Source organism: Micrococcus sp. ACRRV, assembly GCF_022346985.1.
GTDB lineage: Bacteria > Actinomycetota > Actinomycetes > Actinomycetales > Micrococcaceae > Micrococcus > Micrococcus porci.
Genome location: NZ_JAKRNH010000174.1, coordinates 1 through 2,533, shown reverse-complemented (window position 1 = coordinate 2,533; position 2,533 = coordinate 1). Strand labels below are relative to the sequence as shown.

The 2,533-nt window shown below is 71.4% G+C and carries 1 protein-coding gene; it reads right to left on the bottom strand.

Translation table 11 applies throughout. The features are described 5' to 3' along the window. Positions 1-296: 296 nt before the first annotated feature. Positions 297-2,533 (bottom strand): 1,4-alpha-glucan branching protein GlgB (glgB, locus tag MHY29_RS11810; protein WP_239241470.1); only part of this gene is annotated, 2,237 nt, incomplete at its 5' end.

The window sequence follows — 2,533 nt, the reverse complement described above, 5'->3', positions numbered from 1 at the left end:
ATGCGCCAGACCCTGAAAGTCATGCTCGGCTACTCACCAGCACCGCCCGGAAAACCCCGAACCGCGCCTCAGCACGAGAAAGAACTCTACCCCTACCAGAGGACGAACGCCAAATCGAGGGTCGGGGTGCCGTATGGAGCGCCGACGTCGGCACGGCAGCCGCAGGATCTCGCGGATCTCGATCCGCATCCAGGCTGCTCCACGCCGGCCGGCAGCTCCCCGGATGCAGTCAGTCGGCACGGTGACCTCGGTCACCGTGCCGACTGCTCGTCCTCGACGTCTTGCCCCTCGCCAGCTCAGTCCTCGTCTGGCTGCAGCCAGAGGGTCGTCAGCGGAGGGACGTTCAGCGTGAGGTATGCCGGCTGCCCCTGCCATTGGCCGTCCTCGGCCTCGATCACCTCGAGCTGGCCGGCCTGCTCACGACGGCCGTCCCCGTGGAAGTCCGTGCTGTCCGTGTCGAGCACGACCGTCCACTCTCCCGAACTCGGCACCCCCACCCGCAACCCCTGCCTCGTGCCCCCGGAGAGGTTGGTGATGCACAGCAGGGGCGCACCCTCGACGCCCGCCCCCGGGCGACGCAGGAAGACGAGGGTGTTGCCGTCGGCGTCGCCGCCGTCCACCCAGGTGAAGCCCTGCGGGCTGTGGTCCGCGGACCACAGCGCCGGCTTGGCCCGGTACAGCGCGTTGAGCTCGCGCACCGTCAGCTGCACGCCGCGGTGGGACTCGTCCCAGGACGCCGCCCAGTCCAGGCCCCGCTCCTCCGACCACTCCGACGGCTGCCCGTACTCGCCGCCCATGAACAGCAGCTGCTTGCCCGGGTGCGCCCACATGTAGGCGAAGTACGCGCGGAGGGTCGCCAGCTTCTGCCGGTGGTCGCCCGGGATGCGCGCCAGCAGGGATCCCTTCCCGTGCACCACCTCATCGTGGGACAGCGGCAGCACGTAGTTCTCGGAGTAGGCGTAGGCCATCGAGAACGTCCACTGGTCGTGGTGCCAGCGCCGATTCACCGGGTCCTCGGACAGGTAGGCGAGGGTGTCGTGCATCCAACCCATGTTCCACTTCTTGCCGAAGCCGAGCCCGCCCGCGGACACCGGCGCGCTGACCCCGGAGAACGCCGTCGACTCCTCCGCGATCATCAGGATCCCCGGATGCACGCGGTACACCGTGGCGTTCACGTCCTGGAGGAAGGAGATCGCCTCGAGGTCGTGGTTCCCGCCCAGCGCGTTGGGCGTCCACTGGCCGTCCTCGCGCGAGTAGTCCAGGTAGAGCATCGACGCGACGGCGTCCACGCGGAGGCCGTCCACATGGAACTCGCCCAGCCAGTACAGGGCGTTCGCCACCAGGAAGTTGCGCACCTCCGTGCGCCCGAAGTTGAACACGTACGTGCCCCAGTCCGGGTGCTCGCCGCGCCGCGGGTCCGGGTGCTCGTACAGGGCCGTGCCGTCGAAGCGGCCCAGCGCCCACGCGTCCTTGGGGAAGTGCGCCGGCACCCAGTCCACGATCACGCCGATGCCCGCCTCGTGCAGGGCGTTCACCAGATGCTTGAACTCGTCCGGGGAGCCGAAGCGCGACGTCGGCGCGTAGTAGCCGGTGACCTGGTAGCCCCACGACCCGCCGAACGGGTGCTCCGCCACCGGCAGGAACTCCACGTGCGTGAAGCCCAGCCACTGCACGTACTCGACCAGCTGCTCCGCCAGGTCCACGTAGGACAGGCCCGGACGCCAGGAGCCCAGGTGGACCTCGTAGATGCTCAGCGGACGCTCGTGCGGATCCTCCGCGCGTCGGCGCTCCATCCAGTCCCGGTCCGTGAACGCGAACTCGGACTCCATCACCCGCGAGGCCGTCGCCGGCGGCACCTCGGTCCAGCGGGCCATCGGGTCCGCGTTCTGCTGCCACTGGCCGTCCGCGCCGAGGATCTCGAACTTGTAGGCGGCCCCGTGCTCCACGCCGGGCACCAGCAGCTCCCACACGCCCGAGGAGCCCAGCGAGCGCATCGCGTGCGTGCGGCCCGTCCAGCCGTTGAAGTCGCCCACCACGCGGACGGCCCGCGCGTTCGGCGCCCACACGGCGAACGACGTCCCCACGAGCGCGCCGTCGGCGGCACGGCGCACCCGCGCGCCGAGCACCTCCCACAGCCGCTCGTGGCGTCCCTCCCCGATCAGATGCAGGTCCAGCTCCCCCAGGGTCGGCAGGTGGCGATAGGCGTCGTCGTGCAGCTCCACGACGTCCTCGCCGTCCGCGCCCGGGTACACGACCTCCAGCCGGTAGTCGCCCGCGGCCACGCCCGCCTTGCGCGGCAGCGCGCCGACGCCCGCGAACACCCCGTCCGCCTCGTGGGCCAGCTCGATCCGCGCGGCGTCGCCCTCCCGGACCACGGTCACCGCGCGGGCGAACGGCCGCAGGGCACGGTAGGTCACCGCGGCGCCGTCGGGATGGGGGTGGGCCCCCAGCACCGCGTGCGGGTCGTGGTGGAGGCCCTCGGCGACCGCGGCCAGCACGGCCGGGTCGACGGACTGGGGGGACAGGGTGGGGG